This is a genomic window from Limnothrix sp. HT2024 (assembly GCF_059138625.1).
The window spans coordinates 117567-132396 of the sequence record NZ_CM181121.1; the positions used below are offsets into that span (position 1 = coordinate 117567).

Annotated in this window: 17 protein-coding genes; 6 read left to right on the plus strand and 11 right to left on the minus strand. The window is 55.2% G+C overall.

Annotated features, from left to right (window positions below):
- Nucleotides 1-654: 654 nt before the first annotated feature.
- Nucleotides 655-933 (minus strand): DUF5340 family protein, encoded by a 279-nt coding sequence (locus tag AC2IAX_RS00475; protein WP_494388851.1) that lies wholly within the window; start codon nucleotides 931-933, stop codon nucleotides 655-657.
- Nucleotides 934-1402: 469 nt separating this feature from the next.
- Between AC2IAX_RS00475 and AC2IAX_RS00480 the strand changes: the two genes are divergently transcribed.
- Nucleotides 1403-1972 (plus strand): TVP38/TMEM64 family protein, encoded by a 570-nt coding sequence (locus tag AC2IAX_RS00480; protein WP_494388852.1) that lies wholly within the window; start codon nucleotides 1403-1405, stop codon nucleotides 1970-1972.
- 61 nt (nucleotides 1973-2033) lie between these two features.
- Here AC2IAX_RS00480 and AC2IAX_RS00485 read toward each other — a convergent pair whose 3' ends face one another.
- Nucleotides 2034-2297, minus strand: coding sequence for a hypothetical protein (locus AC2IAX_RS00485; RefSeq protein WP_494388853.1), 264 nt, complete (start codon nucleotides 2295-2297; stop codon nucleotides 2034-2036).
- Between the two features lie 51 nt (nucleotides 2298-2348).
- Here AC2IAX_RS00485 and AC2IAX_RS00490 point away from each other — a divergent pair, with 51 nt between their 5' ends.
- Complete coding sequence (locus tag AC2IAX_RS00490) at nucleotides 2349-3545, plus strand: histidine kinase (protein ID WP_494388854.1); 1197 nt, start codon at nucleotides 2349-2351, stop codon at nucleotides 3543-3545.
- 406 nt (nucleotides 3546-3951) lie between these two features.
- On the opposite strand, the gene clpS is transcribed toward AC2IAX_RS00490, so the two are convergent.
- From clpS to AC2IAX_RS00515, 5 genes are all read right to left on the minus strand, one after another.
- Nucleotides 3952-4239 carry an ATP-dependent Clp protease adapter ClpS gene (gene clpS / locus AC2IAX_RS00495; protein ID WP_099533615.1) on the minus strand — a complete coding sequence of 96 codons (288 nt, stop codon included), beginning with the start codon at nucleotides 4237-4239 and terminating at the stop codon, nucleotides 3952-3954.
- A 208-nt stretch (nucleotides 4240-4447) separates the two neighbouring features.
- Nucleotides 4448-4729, minus strand: coding sequence for a hypothetical protein (locus AC2IAX_RS00500; protein WP_494388855.1), 282 nt, complete (start codon nucleotides 4727-4729; stop codon nucleotides 4448-4450).
- Nucleotides 4730-4908: 179 nt separating this feature from the next.
- Nucleotides 4909-5904, minus strand: a complete 996-nt coding sequence (gene secF / locus AC2IAX_RS00505; RefSeq protein ID WP_494388856.1) for a protein translocase subunit SecF — start codon at nucleotides 5902-5904, stop codon at nucleotides 4909-4911.
- A gap of 48 nt (nucleotides 5905-5952) precedes the next feature.
- Entirely contained in the window at nucleotides 5953-7368 is a 1416-nt protein-coding gene (secD, locus tag AC2IAX_RS00510) for a protein translocase subunit SecD (protein ID WP_494388857.1), read from the minus strand.
- Nucleotides 7369-7646: 278 nt separating this feature from the next.
- The gene (locus AC2IAX_RS00515) at nucleotides 7647-7772 is read right to left on the minus strand and encodes a hypothetical protein (protein WP_494388858.1); all 126 of its coding nucleotides are present in this window, start codon (nucleotides 7770-7772) and stop codon (nucleotides 7647-7649) included.
- Here AC2IAX_RS00515 and AC2IAX_RS00520 point away from each other — a divergent pair.
- The 3 genes from AC2IAX_RS00520 to AC2IAX_RS00530 all read left to right on the plus strand — a co-directional run bounded on the left by AC2IAX_RS00520 (nucleotide 7771) and on the right by AC2IAX_RS00530 (nucleotide 11321).
- Nucleotides 7771-8910 (plus strand): GUN4 domain-containing protein, encoded by a 1140-nt coding sequence (locus AC2IAX_RS00520; protein WP_494388859.1) that lies wholly within the window; start codon nucleotides 7771-7773, stop codon nucleotides 8908-8910. The two genes, AC2IAX_RS00515 and AC2IAX_RS00520, sit on opposite strands and share 2 nt — an antisense overlap.
- Before the next feature lie 83 nt (nucleotides 8911-8993).
- Nucleotides 8994-10592 (plus strand): glycosyltransferase family 39 protein, encoded by a 1599-nt coding sequence (locus AC2IAX_RS00525; protein WP_494388860.1) that lies wholly within the window; start codon nucleotides 8994-8996, stop codon nucleotides 10590-10592.
- A 198-nt stretch (nucleotides 10593-10790) separates the two neighbouring features.
- Entirely contained in the window at nucleotides 10791-11321 is a 531-nt protein-coding gene (locus AC2IAX_RS00530; protein ID WP_494388861.1) for a hypothetical protein, read from the plus strand.
- Between the two features lie 25 nt (nucleotides 11322-11346).
- On the opposite strand, the gene AC2IAX_RS00535 is transcribed toward AC2IAX_RS00530, so the two are convergent.
- The 3 genes from AC2IAX_RS00535 to trpS all read right to left on the minus strand — a co-directional run bounded on the left by AC2IAX_RS00535 (nucleotide 11347) and on the right by trpS (nucleotide 13429).
- The gene (locus AC2IAX_RS00535) at nucleotides 11347-11643 is read right to left on the minus strand and encodes a hypothetical protein (RefSeq protein WP_494388862.1); all 297 of its coding nucleotides are present in this window, start codon (nucleotides 11641-11643) and stop codon (nucleotides 11347-11349) included.
- A 14-nt stretch (nucleotides 11644-11657) separates the two neighbouring features.
- Nucleotides 11658-12314, minus strand: a complete 657-nt coding sequence (locus AC2IAX_RS00540; RefSeq protein ID WP_494390446.1) for an SDR family oxidoreductase — start codon at nucleotides 12312-12314, stop codon at nucleotides 11658-11660.
- A 95-nt stretch (nucleotides 12315-12409) separates the two neighbouring features.
- Entirely contained in the window at nucleotides 12410-13429 is a 1020-nt protein-coding gene (gene trpS, locus AC2IAX_RS00545; protein WP_099533599.1) for a tryptophan--tRNA ligase, read from the minus strand.
- A 294-nt stretch (nucleotides 13430-13723) separates the two neighbouring features.
- On the opposite strand from trpS, the gene AC2IAX_RS00550 reads away from it, so the two are divergent.
- On the plus strand, nucleotides 13724-14104 hold the full coding sequence (locus AC2IAX_RS00550; protein ID WP_494388863.1) for a hypothetical protein: 381 nt from the start codon (nucleotides 13724-13726) through the stop codon (nucleotides 14102-14104).
- On the opposite strand, the gene thyX is transcribed toward AC2IAX_RS00550, so the two are convergent.
- On the minus strand, nucleotides 14101-14823 hold the full coding sequence (gene thyX / locus AC2IAX_RS00555) for an FAD-dependent thymidylate synthase (protein WP_494388864.1): 723 nt from the start codon (nucleotides 14821-14823) through the stop codon (nucleotides 14101-14103). The two genes, AC2IAX_RS00550 and thyX, sit on opposite strands and share 4 nt — an antisense overlap.
- Nucleotides 14824-14830 lie beyond the last annotated feature (7 nt).

Genomic DNA, 14830 nt, shown 5'->3' on the forward strand with positions numbered 1-14830 from the left:
AAATCAATCTGCTGCTAACTGGCACAAGCCTCTCTAAAGTGGGGTCGATTCGATCGGACTGGCTTGGGTCAATCCTTAAGAATTAGCGATCGCTGATGGGCGATCAACATTGGCCACAAAACGAGCTATCCCAAACACTTCGGGCGATCGCCTGTGTCCTGTGGCATCCTTCTTCGGAGGATTGGGGACTGAGTACGGCATGAAAGACCAATTGAGCTGTCGAAAAATTGAGTAAAAGCCAGAGATTTCGGTGATCAATTAATCTTGATTAATTCATGTTGATCTATTTTGGCTAATTTAACGAATTTAAATTAATTCACTAGCCTTGGATTTCTGAATCAAATAGATTTGGGGGTTGCAAATTTTCAATGAGCTAAAATTAGTAACTGAATTATTTTGTTGATTAATTGTGACAGTCTTTTTAGGAAAATATTCAAATGGAGTAAAAGAATCAATAATGAGTTGAATTTGGGATTATTCAAAGATTATCAAAATTTCTTGAGCTATTTAAGATTACTAATTTGGTAGTTATAGTCAAGCCGCCAATCATTAAAAATGATCAATACAAAATGAGAAATTGATCAATGATTGATCAGTGAAATTGATTGATGATTGTGATCAATCGATCATTCCTGATCGATGGTTGATTCTGGATTATTCTTCGCCTTTGGCAGCGTTGCTCAGAGGGCCAACGGCCGGAAGATTCAACGACCAGTGATATTCGATCGGGAGCTGTTTATTTTGGCAACTGGCTTCCAACTGTTTTTGAACGGCGAGTGCCCGGCGCAGGGTGGCCACCAATTCTTGGAGCTGTCGGTGTTCCTCGGTGCCTCGTTTGAGAATGCCACTGGTTTCTCGTTCCAGCAACTGAAGAAGTAGTTCATAGTGAATGTGTGAAGGCAGCGGAATTGGAGTGTGGGACGGCCGATCCATAGGACATTCACGAAGTGATTCTGAAAAGACTCTAAAGTCAAATTAAAGGTTAGTGGGATTTGGTTACCGTTTTAGTTGCAGCTTTTGCTTCAGCAGTTTTGTGGCAATAGTAATATTGAACCATTTTACTGCCATCGTCGGAGTCTTCATCGGGAAAAATCTCGATTGAGGCTATTCAACTGTCCATGGGGAAGGGAATATAGATTCAGTATTTATCGAGTAGCGATCGAGCAAAGATCAAGCTAAATTTCAAGTAAGATTTTCCAGAAATTTTCGATGGCTTGATAGTTGGCAGAAGCAGATTTATAGATGCGGATTGTTATAAACGGAGAGCCTTGAGGGGCTAAAACGAGGGATTCCTTGAAATTCACCAATTTGGGGCTGAGGGAGGCTGGTTAGCGTGCAGGCGTTCTTGGAGTGGGTTTTATCGGAAATTATGCATCTGGGGCCCTGGAGCGGTGTCGCTTTCATGGTTGTGTATGTGGTTGCCACGGTGGCGCTGGTTCCCGGATCGCTGTTGACCTTAGGGGCCGGGGTGCTGTTTGGGGTGGGTTGGGGATCGGTGATTGTTTTCTGGGCGGCCACGCTGGGGTCGCTGGCGGCTTTCCTGGTGGGGCGCTATGGCATTCGGGATTGGGTGGAACAGCGCTGGATTGCTGGAAATCGACAATTTCAGGCGATCGATCGCGCCATTGCAGAAGATGGCCTCAAGATTGTGTTGCTGATGCGCTTGTCGCCGCTGTTTCCCTTTAATGCCTTGAACTATATGTTGGGGCTAACGAAGGTTTCGATTCGAGACTACCTGTTGGCTTCGATCGGGATGTTGCCGGGAACGGTTGCCTATGTCTATATCGGGGCTTCTTTTCGGGACTTGGCCAGTCTGTTTGCGGGGTATGGAGAGCGAGCCAAAAGCCCGATCGAGTGGTTGCTCTTTGTTTTGGGTTTGATCGCCACCCTAGTTGTAACCGGGATCGTGACGAAGGCGGCCCGCTCGGCGCTCGATCGAATTGCCGCTTCCACCCCTCCCGATTTACCGTAATTGGCAGCTCCCGCTGAAAAAAGCGATAGGCTGGAGAAATCAACACCCATTCAAGCTCAACTTAGCCTGAACTCAACCGACTGGCGACTTTTAGCCTGCGGCCCCATTTCCAACCCCACCCTTGATCCAGCGACGGCATTTCTACGGTATTGATATCGACAGAGGCAACCACTGCCAGCTCCATCATCCCCCACTGCCCGTGACGGGCCTTTGCGTGTAGTTTGATTGCAACTGGCTTGCGACTTGATTTTGCTTGGTGTTCTTTACTGGATGTTGATTGTAAAGAGTTTGCGCCTTTTTGGTTGGAATGCGGGTGGATGGTCACGGTGCAGGCCCGCCTCGATCCATAACTTATTGATCTTATGGTTCATCGCTTATGTCGGTTTCGCCCGATCCTTTCCCTGCCTCACGCGCGCCCTTGCAACTGCTTCTGTTTGTGGATCACCGCTCCAGTTCCTGGGAGCAAGCAAGCCTAATTCAGGGTCGATTACAGGCCTTAAAAGCCCGTTACCCCTTTGCCTTCGACATTGTGGACGTGGCCGAGCAGCCCTACGTGGCTGAACATTTCCGGCTGATTGCCACGCCCGCGCTGGTGAAGGTGCATCCCCACCCTCGCCAAACCCTGACGGGGATGGACTTGGCCCAGCAATTGGACGCTTGGTGGGAGCGGTGGCAGGAGGCAATTCACGACAGTTTGGACTCGCCAGAGAACAACCAGCCGATGGAAATGATGCCGGCGGATGGTTCGCCCTCGTCGTTGGCAACGGCGGCGGAGGTGATTCGTCTGTCCGATGAGGTATTTCGGTTAGGGCGGGAAAAGGCGGAATTAAGGGAACTGTTGCGGTTTAAGGATCGGGCGATCGAGATTGTGGCCCACGATTTGCGAAACCCCTTGGCGGCGGCTTCGATGGCGATCGAGACCCTGGAGGCCAGCTATCGACCCAACACCATTCAGGCGGCCCAGATGACCGACAGTCTGCGGGAGCGACTGTTGATGCAGGCGCGATCGCAAATTCGGGCGATCGATCGCTTGATTGCCAACCTGTTGGAAGTGTCCCAAGGGGAGGGGCAAGAGGCCGATTTGCAACCTCAAGCCGTTGACCTGAAGGCTCTTTGTTACGCGGTGATCGACACCTTCAGCAGCCGAATTCACCTGAAGCACCAGACCCTAGAAACGGATATTCCCCAAGATTTACCGGTGGTTTATGCCGACCCCGATCGGATTCGGCAAGTGATTTCCAACCTGCTGGACAATGCCGTGAAATATACACCGGACGGGGGCACAATCCATGTGGCCGCTTTGCACCGCACCACCCAAAATGTGCAGGTCAGCATTTGCGACAGCGGCCCCGGCATTCCCGACAGTCAACGTAGCTCCATCTTTAAGGAGCGATTCCGACTGCAACGGGATCAACGCTCAGAAGGATATGGCATTGGGCTAGCCGCCTGTCAGCGGGCCATCAGGGCCCACTATGGACAAATTTGGGTTGATGAGCGGCCGGGCGGCGGGAGTTGTTTCCATTTCACCCTACCGGTTTACCAAAAGCTGGGGTACAAGCCGTCTGCTTTATAGGGCAACCAACCACTAACTGACACTAACTGATCGAGAAGATGTCTGAGCAGTAACTTGGGGCACTTAACTTGGGGTACTTCTCAAGCACCATTAGTGGTGGGGGCAAGGGGCTTAAGCCCCTTGTCTACGTCGATCACTGGAGCGGACAGAGTAGCAATTTTGGCTTTTCAGACATCCTCTGAGCAGTAACTTGGGGCACTTAACTTGGAGTACTTCCCAAGCACCAGTAGTGGTGGGGGCAAGGGGCTTAAGCCCCTTGTCTTTAGCGTTCGTAGAATCGCTCAGAAACTTGGGGTATTGGCAAAGTACCATTCGTGGCAAAGCACCAGTAGTGGTGGGAGCAAGGGGCTTAAGCCCCTTGTCTTTGGTTCCTTAGAATCGCTCAAAACAACTGATGAATTGGTTCCTATTCGTCTGGCTCGATCGTGCTGGTTAGCCCTTTATTTTTGAGGGTTTCGCAATAAAATTCCGCATGTTCCTGGGCACAGGTAATCACCAAAGCCAAGCCGTTAAAATGGGCTTCCATCATAATATTGACTGCTTGGGGTTGGGTGAGGCTGCTAACGGTTTGTAACAGCGTTTCCACCACGTATTCCATGGAATTAAAGTCATCGTTATGCAGCAACACTTTGTAGCGAGGTGCTGGCTTACGGATGGTGGCGGCTGACTTCTTTTCTATGATTTCAACGGACATGGCGTAGTTCCTTGGTAAACGGCATCAGTAACCATTGGGGCGATCGAGCCGTTGGCCTAATTGCTTAAACCCGATTAGCAAGAGGAGCGATCGCTCACTGCAATTCACTCTTTATTATTATCAACTTTTCTCGACAGTCAACTTGCGATCGCGGTTTTGAAAATGCCTAGGTCTGGGGGGCGTTAAAGTGCTTACACCTGTGACCTATTTAGGGTTTACGCGGGTGATCGGGCTGCTGACCACAGAAATAATGGCGGCCGTAATCGATCAGCGTGGTGACAGTCAACCCCAGGCAAAGGGACAGGCCAAAAACCGGCCAACGGTTGAAAAAAATGGCATAGCGCACCGCTGCCCAGGTGAAATAGGTGCGCCAAAGGTCAAACTCTTCGCGCATTGCCCAGAGACTAGCTAGGCCGATCGTGCCCCAACAGAGGACGAGCAGCAACCAGCGCGATCGACTGGGCAAGCGAGAGGAAGAAGGAGCAGGCACGCTTGGGCAAGGGGCGAAGAGAAAGAGACAAACGGCCGATGGGGAGGTCTCTGGGGTCGAGCAAGAAACTTGCATCAAGACGCTCAGCAACGGCAAAGTTGCATGAACCCAGCAAACCTGTTCAGTAGACCCGTTCGGTAAACCAGCTCAGCCAACCGATTCAGCAAAGAAGGGGATGGCTAAATAGAGTCTTGGAGCTTGGTTTCGGTTTCCGTAGCGGGTTTGGGAGGCACATAGCCCGGGCGCGATCGCCACCAGGCCAGGAGGGTACTGGCGATGAAAATACTGGAGTAGGCCCCAGAGATGAACCCAATGATCAGGGCTAGCGAAAAGTCCCGCAGGGTGGAACCCCCAAACAGGAAAATTGCCACAACCGAAAGCAAGGTGCTGGCGGTGGTGTTGAGCGATCGGGTCAGGGTTTGATTCACCGCCTCGTTCACTACTGTATCGATCGGGGCGGTGGGATTTTGGGCAATGTTTTCCCGCACCCGATCGTAAATCACCACAGTGTCATTCACGGAAAAGCCAATGATCGTCAGCAGGGCCACAATAAACAGCGTGTCAATTTCCGTGCCGCCAAACCAGCCCATGGCCGCAAATGCCCCGACCGTAATCAGTACGTCGTGAATCAGGGCCACCACCGCAAAAATAGCGTAGTCCCACTGGAAGCGAAATCGCAGATAGATCACAATGCCCAACAGGGACAGCAACACCGCCGTCACGCCGGAGGTGAGCACCTGTTGGCCCAATACGGGCCCCACCGTATCAATCAGCGTTCCCTGAGCATCAAACTTGCCCAATTTGGCTTCTAGGGCGGTCACCAAGGCGCTGCGCTTTTCGGCCGATAAATCCTGCGATCGAATGGCGATGATGTGTCGGTCTTGGGCCTTGGAGTCCACATCCAACAACTGGACAGCCGCTCCGCTCAAGTCCTGTGCATTCAAAACGGCCCGCACATCGGCCAGCTCTACAGGTTTTTGGCATTGGGGTTGGGCCCCGGTGGCTGGGCAGTCCAATTGCAGTTGCAGGCGAGTTCCCCCCACAAAGTCCAGTCCCAACTTCAGGGGCGTGCCAAAGGTGACCATGCAACCAATCACGGCGATCGCCCCGGCAACGGTCAGAGCCAGAGACAGCGACCACCACAACCGACTTTTTTCAATAATCTTCAGGTTCATCGCGCTTGCTGATCCAGGAGAGCAGGTGGAATGGGGCGAAGGGGGGCGCTAGTTGCCCGAGCCAGCCGTTTTCAGATTGGCCTTTAAACCGGGGCAATACCACTCAGGACGGCGCAGGGAGGGAACACTGAGAGCCACAAACAACAGGGTACGGCTACAGGTGAGGGCGGTGAACATGCTCAACAACACCCCGATCGCCAGGGTGAGGGCAAACCCCTTCACCAGGCCTGTGCCCAACCAAAACAGCACCACACAGGCAATCAGGGTGGTGACGTTACCATCCAAAATGCTGGAAAACGCCCGATAGAAGCCCGATTCAACCGATCGATAAAGACTCTTGCCCGCTTGCAATTCCTCGCGCGTCCGCTCAAAGATCAGCACATTGGCATCCACCGCCATCCCGATGCTGAGAATGAAACCCGCAATCCCTGGTAACGAGAGGGTGACGGGCACCAAAGCAAATACCGCAAAGTTCAACAGGGCGTAGATCATCAAGGCCAAGTCCGCCACCACACCGGGCAGGCGATAGTAGATGGCCATGAAGATCAGCACCAACACCAAGCCACCCACACCGGCCGCAATGCTGCTTTCCACACTGTCGCGACCCAGGGTTGCGCCTACGGTGCGGGTTTCCACCAGTTTCACGGGCAGGGGCAAGGCTCCACCCTTCAGTTGAATCACCAATTCTTGGGAAGAGTCAGCGGTGAAGTTACCGCGAATTTCGGTGCTGCCGCCCGTAATTCCCAATTGGGCATATTCCGGCCCCACCACGGGCGCGGTTAACAGATCCCGATCGAGAAAAATACCCAAGCCGCGGCCCGTACCGGCCAGTTTTTTGGTCAGCTCCGCATAGCGATCGGCTGCATCGGCCGAAAAGCGAATAATCACCACCCAAGAGTTACCCAAGCCACCATCCGGGGCGGCTCCTGCTTCTCGGAGGTCTTGGCCCGTGAGCACTGCTTTTTCAAACAGTTGGCTAATGGCTTCCTGGCTGCGTTCGATCGCCCGCTGATTTTCGTCGATCGCGGCCTTGTCTCCTGCCTGAATCAGCGCGGCCCGTTTTGCCTTCAGCTCGTCGTAAACTTGCCGTTCCGCTTGGTATTGGGCCTCGGTTCCCGGTTTTTGCTCCCGAAACTCCAGCCGCGCTGTGTTGCCCAAAACCCGCTCCGCCTGTTCCGGGTCGCTGACCCCCGGCAGTTGCACCACTAGCTTATCGCTGCCGGATGTTTGCACCAGGGCTTCGGAAACCCCCAACTCATTAATCCGGTTATCAATAACTTTGCGGACGGCCGAGAGATCTTCGGGCGTGACCTGGGGAATTTCCGGCGTGGTCATGACCTGGAGTGTCAGTTGGGAACCACCGCGTAGGTCAAGCCCCAACTGCACGGGCAGGTTAACAATCACGGCGATCGCCGCGATCGTCAGCACCACAATGAAACCAAGGGTAAATTTTTGGCGTTGCATAGGCCTCAGGATTGCGCGTCGCCGATCGGCTGAACCAACGACCCCCGAAACGGGCCGGATGTCGCAACGAACATACTACACCGCAACCCCGACCGCCGAAGCGAGTGATCTCGGCTGCAACCCTTCAACCTTTGGCACTGGATTGATACTGAACTGGATTGGTACTGAGTTGGTGCTGCATTGATCCTGAATGGGGCTGCCATCAACCCGTGATCCCAACGGTTGATTAATCTCAGCAGCTCAGGCAATGACCTGAAGGGTTCATCAGCCGCTGAGCGCTAGGAAATGAGAACCAGAAAATCAGGCAAAATAGCCCACAGACAAACGCCGATCGCCCCCGATGGTTGCAAAATCTTGCATAACTGGAGCGATCGCCCAGGGTTGAGCAACGCAGGAGAATGCATGGCTGAGTTATCCACCTGCCTGGACTGTGGCGGAGCGGTGCCCTTGGGGGCGGCGGCCTGTCCCCATTGCGGGGCGATCGACTATTTAGGATTGCCCTGTGCGGTTTGTCAGCAGCCGATCGCTCCCTCAGCGGTGGTCTATTTACCCCAGTTGCAGCGTTTTTTTCATGAAGACTGTTTGGCCCAGGTGCAATTAGCCCCGCGCCCCTGTGGCAGTTGTGGAGCCTTGGCCCTGGATGCCTCCTTGGAACATTGCCCCAATTGTGGTGCGCCCCTAGATCACCAGGCTTGTAAATTTTGTGGCCATGCCTTTGCACCGGAGCTAACGGGCTGTGAGGACTGGATCCACAAGGTTGAACGGGATGGCCTGCTCATTTACGAAGACATTGCCCGCCGAGGAGAAGCCCATCGGGTTTGTGCGGAAGCAAGGGGCGGGTTTGCGCGCCAGGATTTGTATCGGGATTTGTTTGAAGCCCTGAAAGCGGGGGATTGGCGATCGGCCGATCGGGAAACCGATCGGCTGGTGCGTTACTTTGCCGCCCAGTGCTCGTTTTTAGAATTACCCACGGCGGAATTGCAACAAATTGATGAGCTGTGGGTGACCTACAGTCGCGGGCAATTTGGCTGGAGCATCCAAGCGGCCCTGTGGACGGAATTGGGCGGGCAGCCGGGAGAGTGGGATCCAGAGGTTTATCAGCAATTGGCGGACTATGTGGGCTGGCAGGTGACCCTATTTGACCCCGATGCAGCCGCTCAGGACGATTGGCAACGACTGGCCCTTTGGTGGCAACGGTTTCGGGGCACTGCGCCCGATCGGGAAGTGGAACTAATTCCCTACGATTCCCTCATTTTTGACCTGTCGGCCCCGGTGGGTCATTTGCCCTACCCCGGTGCGGAGACGGGGCGCAACTTTGCTGCTGGGCGATCGCGCCAAGATTCCTGGGATGTGCCCTATTTGGCGCTCCATTGGCCCCCGGCCGATTGGTCGGCCGTTGAGGAGGATCGGTTCATGGATGATGACCCAGAGGATGCGTTGAGATTGCCAGCGGATGATATCCCCGATGATTTAGATCATTTGCCAGATCATTGGCCAAATGCCGCCGCTGAGATTGCCCGCGATCGGGACGTGAAGCCATGAACAACCCCCCGAAGCGATCGGACCGATTTTGGGATTTAGGCGGTTTTTGGCATGGCGGATCTGGGCCAGGCCGAGCGGGTTGGGTGATTGGGTTTGTCCTGGTGGTGGCGGTGCTGTTGCGGTTTTCGGCCCTCGATCGTGCTGTTTATTGGTACGACGAAACCATCACCTCCGTGCGCATTGCTGGCTACACCAAGGAGCAAGTGGAGGACTTTTTCCAGCCCCAGGGGCGGCCCGTTTTCCCCGCTGATTTGGCTCCCTTGCAGCGATCGGGCGATCGGCCTTGGCTCGCGACGCTCCACAGCTTGGCCACCGAAACCCCCGACCAAGTGCCGCTCTATTACCTGTTGCTGCGGGGCTGGACTCATTTGGCGGGGGACTCGGTAACGGCGATTCGGGCCTTTTCTGCCCTGGTGAGTCTGCTGGTGTTTCCGGCTTTGGTTCTGTTTGGACAGGCTTGGTTAGTCGATTGGCCCAGGGCGCGATCGGTCATTGGTTTGGTGATCGGGTTAATGGCCGTTTCCCCGATCCAAGTGGTCTATGCCCGCGAAGCTCGGGGCTACAGTTTGGCGGTGGTGTTGTTTTTGTTGGCCAGTTGGGCCCTGTTGCGCGCTCTGCAGCTCGATCGCTTGGGCAAACCCACCCGATCGGCCTGGATGACCTACGGATTGTTGGTGGCCTTAAACTTCTACGGCCATTTACCCTTGGCCCTCGGAATTGCTGCCCAAGGAGCCTACGTGGCCCTGCGGGGGTGGCTGGAGCGATCGCACCGGGGTTGGAATGCCTTGCGCCATAACCTGTTGGCCTGGGGTGGTTCCCTGCTGGGGGCGTTGGTGCTGTTTAGTCCCTGGCTAGTTTGTTGGCTGACCTATCGAAAACCCATGGGTTGGATCGATCGGGAGCTGACTTGGGGAACCTTGGTGCAGCGTTGGGGCCTAAATTTCAGCGCGATCGCCCTGGATTGGCAAGCCTGTTTTGATCGGCCCCTGTTTGACATCACCCAAGAAACCGACCCGATCGCCCTGTCCTGGCATTGGCTCCCGATCGGGTTGTTGCTGGCGCTGGTTGCGCTCAGCATTCGGCGGTTGCTGCGGGTTGCGTCGCCGGACATTTGGCTGTTTCCCCTGTTGACCGGCGCGATCGCCCTGCCCTTTGCCCTGTTGGATGCGGTGGATGGGGGCCAGCGATCGACCATTGCCCGCTATTTCCTCCCGGCCTACTTGGCCCTCACTTGGTTGCTGGCCTTTGGTCTCAGCGAGGCTTGGGCTAACCAGCGGCGGCGGCCTTGGGTTGCGGGGGCGATCGCCCTGTTGTGGGTGGTGGGGCTGTGGTCCAGCAGCCAAGGCGTGATGGCTCCCACCTGGTGGAACAAATACAGCAGTTACGACGATCCGGCGATCGCCCAGCGGGTGAGCGAGCTTCAGCCCCCCGTGGTGATCAGCGGCAATGCCCTGCGGTTGCTCACCCTGGCCCGTCGCCTGCCGCCCCAAGCTCAACTGATTTATCTAGAGGAACCCGATTTGCCCCTCCCCGAGACCATCCAGCGGGCGATCGCCTATCGACCCAAAACAGAATGGCTCGATCGACTCAAAACCAATCCCCGCTACCAAATCCAGGCGATCGAACCCTTTAATAACACCTGGGCTATTCAAGTCCTCGATCGACCGGCCGGGCCGGGCTGATTGTCGTTTAGCCCAAAACCCTAGATCTGCCGTTAGCGGATCGTGGGGGACAAGGGGCTTAAGCCCCTTGCTTAGGGCAGTTAGGGTTAATCAACGGTATTACGGTTCATGTGCAAATCATGAATAAACCCAACAAAGGCGATCACGGATCGCGGAAGTTTCCTAGGCTAGAAATTGGAATTTAGGAGGCGATCGCGCATGAGTTCTGAATTTAAAGCCAGTCTCAGCCGCGCTCTCGGTTTGGGGCAATCGGCTTGGAAAATGACCGTTGAGATTGCCCTTTTGTTGTGGGTTGGGGCCACCTTGGCGATCGACCTGGCAGCCATGCCGGCCCTCTACATGGGCGGCATGATGGAGCGTCCCGACTTTGCGCCCGTGGGCTGGTTATTGCTCAATGGCTTCAACCATGTGGGGCTGTTGGTCGCTGGGGTGGTCATGGCCGGTGCGCTGGCGTTGGGATATCGCCACGAAGTGAGCCGCCTCAGCGAGCGGTGGGTGGTGGCGATCGCGGCGGTGCTGATGGCCATTATGTTGGCGCAAACCTATTGGCTCGCACCAACCATGGCGGGGCTAGGGGCTTCCCTGTCTTGGGCTAGCACTGCGCCCTCGGTTCCGGCGGCCATGACCCTTTGGCATGGGGGCTACTTTGGGCTGGAAACCCTGAAGCTGCTGTTGAGTGGCAGCTTGTTGGGGTTATGTGTGCGAGGGGCGGTGGTGCGCCAATCCTAACGACTTGTTGCGTGCCAGTTTGAGGTTAATTCCCTGGCGCGATCGGGGTACTGGGGGTGGGTACGCCAACTAGACCAAATTTTTGGAAGGCGATCACCACCCCAACGGAGATGACTGCCCCGATCGCCAAGCCCGCCAAAAGCAAGATCAAGAAGGTGCGCTGCATCAATTTTTTGGTGCGCGCATCCACACTTTGGGGAGCCACCAGCCCAGTACCGTAGCGATCGCCGCCGGGTTCTCCGGTGGGGGATCCGGGCAACGAACCGGGCAGCGACGGCCCAGAACCCCCCAAGGGATTAGGATTGGATGAGTTAGGAAACATCGATCGAACCGCGCTTAAACGCTGGCAAAAAGGGCTGACCAAGGCTGCACGGGGGCATCATCCCGCGCCACGATTTCCACAATTTTGTTGCGGGCGGCCGGTTCCCACAAGGCTTCGACACAAACCTTGGCCACCTGCGATCGGGGAATTGAGCCTTCAAAGAGCGTATCGGCGGTGCTCATCACCACAGGGGTGTCCCGATCTTCGTTTTTCAGGCCGCCGGGCCGCACGATCGTGTAAGTCAGACCGCTGTTTTGCAAGTAGCGCTCACCCTGTTGTTTCCAAAACAGAATCAACCAGAACAAATTCAGCGGATGAAGCAGCTTGGACACACAAAGGGAAGAGACCAGCACTAACTGCTCAATGCCTGCCGCTTTGGCCGCATCGGTTAAGTTCTTGGTTCCCAGATAATCCACCTGCAAGGGCCCCGTTGGATCCAAGCTGGGCCTGGCTCCGGCCGCGCTCAACACCACCGTGCAACCGGCTAAGGCGAAGTCGATCGAGCGGCGATCGAGTAAATTGCCCTGCACCACTTCCACCGAATCCGGCAAAATCGCGCGAGCGGTCGCCAAATCGCGTACCACGGCCCGCACGGGCACTTGGCGATCGACCAAAGCTTGCACAATTCGCCGGCCCGTTTCACCGGTTGCACCAAACACCACGGCTTTCATCGCTGTTGTTGTCTCCATTGTCCAGGTGGTTATGGTCTCAAATCCTGGGGCCGCGACGATCGCGCGTCAACGGTGGATTAACCCTCGAATCGGCCCTAAAGCGGTCGTGAATAGCCCAAGGCATCCTTTACCCGAAGCAAGGTGGCATTGGCCACGGCGGCTGCCTTTTCGCGACCATCCCGCAATACAGATTCCAGATAGCCCCGATCGCCCATCACCTCGTTATATTTTTGCTGAATTGGCTCCAGTGCCGCGATCGTCGTTTCCGTCAGCAGGGGTTTGAACTGTCCCCAACCCATGTCGGCACATTCCGCCGCCACTTCCTCGCGGGATTTGCCCGACAGAATTTGGTAGAGACCCAACAGGTTGTGACACTCGGGGCGATCGGGGTTATTAAACTCCAAACCGCGCTGGGGGTCAGTTTTGCAGCGCTTAATTTTCTTGGCGATCGTGTCGGGGCTGTCCAACAGCTCAATCCGGCTCATCTCCGTCGGATCCGACTTCGACATCTTCTTCGTCCCGTCCGTCAGGCTCATCACGCGGGCCCCTTCCTTGCGGATGGCGGGTTCCGGCACTTTCAGAATCGGCCGCTCCTCACTGCCATATTGATGATTCACCCGAATCGCCACATCGCGGGTTAACTCCAAGTGCTGCTTCTGGTCTTCGCCCACCGGCACCAAATCCGCGTCATAAAGCAAAATATCCGCCGCCATCAACACCGGATAGTCCAGCAGACCCACGCTGACGTTTTCACCTTGCTTCAGGGCTTTTTCCTTAAACTGAATCATCCGCTCCAGCCAATTCAGTGGCGTGACGCAATTCAGCAACCAAGCCAATTCGCTGTGGGCGCTCACGTGGGATTGGATGAAGATTGTGGAGCAACTGAGGTCAATCCCACAGGCCAGGTAGAGGGCCGCAATCTTGAAGCTGTCTGCGGCCAACACCGCCGGATTGTGGGGCACGGTGATGGCGTGCAAATCCACCACACAGAAGAAGTTGTCGTACTGGTGTTGATCGACGACCCAATTACGGATTGCGCCCAAATAGTTACCGAGGTGGATGCTGCCGGTGGGTTGTACGCCGGAGAGAACTCGTTTTTTGCTGGTTTGGCTCATGGGTTGCAAAGGGGGCCGATCGGGTGGAGCGGTTTTCTACGTTGTTTGGGCGGCGACGACGGAAACGATTGATGGCTCTTGCTCGTCTAGCAATTCCAACAGGGAAATTGCTGGCGTTTTTGGACACCGCTTAGGCATCCTAGCGCGGCAGTTCACCGGATTCAATCTGGATGATGATCGGGTTGGCTGGTGATCTGGGTGCAGGCTGGGGCAATAACTTGGCTACAATCCGAGAAATTTTGCCTGGGTTGTTGAGCTTGATTAGTGATGAGGGCGATCGCGATGAGGCGGGCTATGGTTTGGGGATGGCGTTTGGGCAGCGGGGCGATCGGAGTCTTGTTAGGCGTGGGATTGGGGACAATGGGGGCGATCGCCCAACCGGCGGCCCCCAGTGGCTCTTCGGGCAGCAGTCCCAAGCCCTCTTTTTTTGAAGAGTCCCGGCGGCCGGCCCGCACCGGTTTTTCCGAAACCTTTGTGATTGATGCCCTGGATGGGATGGCGGATCCCCTGGGTGGGCGCGGTGCAACCGGCAGCGGCACGCCCAGCACCGTCAGCGAGGGAGCCAATCGCCCCCGCAGCAACACCCCCAGCGCCACGCCGAATAATCCCAGTTCTCCAGTGCCGCCAGGGCTGCCCCCGGGGTTCGATCGCACGACCGTGATTATTCGACGCTAGGGCGACAACCGCGCCTTACCCAACCGATTGGTTTCATACCAATCGGCCAAGGCCGGCATCCAATTTTTGAAATGCACCATCAACAAATCGCACAGCTTTTGAATTTCCAACTGTGCGTCAGCTTTGGCCCGCAAGTCGAGAATGTGCATGAGCGATCGGGCATTGCAACTCATCACAAAATGCTGGCGCACATCGAAGGGAATCAACCCGCGTGCGTGCTCTTCGGACAGGCCTTCTTCAATACGTTGCTTATAGCGCTTGCAAGCTTCTAAGCACCAATCCAAATCCGCTTGCCGTTGTTCAGGCGAATAAAAATACTTTTTCCCTTGACGATCAGAATAATAGTCAACAGGTCGCAAATAAAAAACTTCTTCCAGTGCTCGTTTTCCTTCGATTACGTCCAAAATTCGCATTCCTGAATATCGTCCAGATTGAACATCGAAGGAAATTCCTACTCGATGAGTTCGCAGTTGCTGCATGGTTGAATGGGGAAAAAAGCCCACATTAAACACAATTTGCGGATGCTCGATCGGCCCAAAATGTCCTCGATTTCCCTGCAAGAGGTGCTTGATAATTAATTCACCGGCTCGGCCCTCGTCGGGAAATTGATCGCGCTCATCAACCACAAAATTCTCTGAATAATCCTGATGCATAGCTGCCCAAACCAACTGCTGAGGATTGGGCATGGCGGAGAGCACTTCAACGCGAAACAGATCCATGACGTTC

Bases quoted from the DNA above. Each gene is read 5' to 3' on its own strand.
- secF (WP_494388856.1), bottom strand. From the start codon at position 5,904: ATGAACCTGAAGATTATTGAAAAAAGTCGGTTGTGGTGGTCGCTGTCT.
- AC2IAX_RS00490 (WP_494388854.1), top strand. From the start codon at position 2,349: ATGTCGGTTTCGCCCGATCCTTTCCCTGCCTCACGCGCGCCCTTGCAA.
- AC2IAX_RS00480 (WP_494388852.1), top strand. From the start codon at position 1,403: ATGGTTGTGTATGTGGTTGCCACGGTGGCGCTGGTTCCCGGATCGCTG.
- clpS (WP_099533615.1), bottom strand. From the start codon at position 4,239: ATGTCCGTTGAAATCATAGAAAAGAAGTCAGCCGCCACCATCCGTAAG.
- AC2IAX_RS00475 (WP_494388851.1), bottom strand. From the start codon at position 933: ATGGATCGGCCGTCCCACACTCCAATTCCGCTGCCTTCACACATTCAC.
- trpS (WP_099533599.1), bottom strand. From the start codon at position 13,429: ATGAGCCAAACCAGCAAAAAACGAGTTCTCTCCGGCGTACAACCCACC.
- AC2IAX_RS00520 (WP_494388859.1), top strand. From the start codon at position 7,771: ATGGCTGAGTTATCCACCTGCCTGGACTGTGGCGGAGCGGTGCCCTTG.
- AC2IAX_RS00515 (WP_494388858.1), bottom strand. From the start codon at position 7,772: ATGCATTCTCCTGCGTTGCTCAACCCTGGGCGATCGCTCCAGTTATGC.
- AC2IAX_RS00540 (WP_494390446.1), bottom strand. From the start codon at position 12,314: ATGAAAGCCGTGGTGTTTGGTGCAACCGGTGAAACGGGCCGGCGAATT.
- secD (WP_494388857.1), bottom strand. From the start codon at position 7,368: ATGCAACGCCAAAAATTTACCCTTGGTTTCATTGTGGTGCTGACGATC.
- AC2IAX_RS00535 (WP_494388862.1), bottom strand. From the start codon at position 11,643: ATGTTTCCTAACTCATCCAATCCTAATCCCTTGGGGGGTTCTGGGCCG.
- thyX (WP_494388864.1), bottom strand. From the start codon at position 14,823: ATGGATCTGTTTCGCGTTGAAGTGCTCTCCGCCATGCCCAATCCTCAG.
- AC2IAX_RS00530 (WP_494388861.1), top strand. From the start codon at position 10,791: ATGAGTTCTGAATTTAAAGCCAGTCTCAGCCGCGCTCTCGGTTTGGGG.
- AC2IAX_RS00550 (WP_494388863.1), top strand. From the start codon at position 13,724: ATGGTTTGGGGATGGCGTTTGGGCAGCGGGGCGATCGGAGTCTTGTTA.